2 protein-coding genes are annotated in these 1,030 nt (G+C 68.1%); one reads left to right on the plus strand and one right to left on the minus strand.

Annotated features, from left to right (window positions below):
* The coding region (locus tag ACSFA3_RS26070) for an amidohydrolase family protein (RefSeq protein ID WP_435508194.1) at positions 1-626 on the plus strand (626 nt) is incomplete at its 5' end.
* A 31-nt stretch (positions 627-657) separates the two neighbouring features.
* On the opposite strand, the gene ACSFA3_RS26075 is transcribed toward ACSFA3_RS26070, so the two are convergent.
* Positions 658-1,030 (minus strand): DUF2147 domain-containing protein (locus tag ACSFA3_RS26075; protein ID WP_435508195.1); only part of this gene is annotated, 373 nt, incomplete at its 5' end.

Consider the following 1,030-nt stretch of genomic DNA (forward strand, 5'->3'; position numbering starts at 1 on the left):
ACCAGCCGATCGCGCTCGACTGCTATCCCTACTGCGCGGGTTCCACCATCCTGCGCAAGGACCGCATTGCGGTGTCGAGCCGGATCATCGTTACCCAGTCACAGCCGCACCCCGAGTTCGCGGGCATGGACCTCGACGCGATCGCGCAGCGCCTTGGTGTGTCGATGGAAGACGCTGTCGACCTGCTGCAGCCGGCAGGTGCCATCTACTTCCTGATGGACGAGGCCGACGTGCGGCGCGTGCTGGCCTTTCCCCAGACCATGATCGGCTCCGACGGCATGCCCCACGACACGTCACCGCATCCGCGCCTGTGGGGCACCTTTCCGCGCGTGCTGGGCCACTACTGCCGCGATGTCGGCTTGTTCTCGCTCGAGCAGGCAGTGCACAAGATGACGGGGCTGACCGCCAGGCATTTCCGCCTGCCCGGCCGCGGCGTGCTGTGCGAAGGCGCCTTTGCCGACATCACCGTGTTCGATGCCGGTCGGATCGCCGACCGCGCAACCTGGGAGGCCCCTACGCTGCGCGCGGAGGGCATCGACGCCGTCATCGTCAACGGGCGGCCCGCGTGGCGCGATGGCGAATCGCTGGACGTGCGCAATGGGCGCGTGGTGCGCCTGACCGACTGACCGGCCAGCCGCGCACGGCAGCCGGCGGCATTCAGTTGTCCGACGAGGCGCGCACCCAGCGCTGCGTCTTGCCGAACAGCGGCAGCCCGACGTACGCACGCAGCAACAGCTCGCCCGCCGGATTGCCGGCAGTGCTGACCGACATGTTGCAGCTGTAGGTCTTGCCGTTCTCGCGGTTGTAGATCTGCCCGGCCCATTCGGTGGGCGGCCGGGACGGATCGGTCGCGTCGACGGGCGTGAAGTCTTTCAGCAGCGTCATGCCGAGGGCCGGTCGGCCGTCGGCGGCTTGCATGTCGCTGCCGCCGAGCGCCATCGATCGATTGCCGAGGACCTTGGTGCCGGTGCGGCACAGCGAGGTGACGCACGATGCGGGCTTAACATCGAAATTCCCGTTCGCGGTGATC

The sequence above is a fragment of the Variovorax glucosi genome, assembly GCF_051216695.1.
Lineage (GTDB): Bacteria > Pseudomonadota > Gammaproteobacteria > Burkholderiales > Burkholderiaceae_C > Variovorax.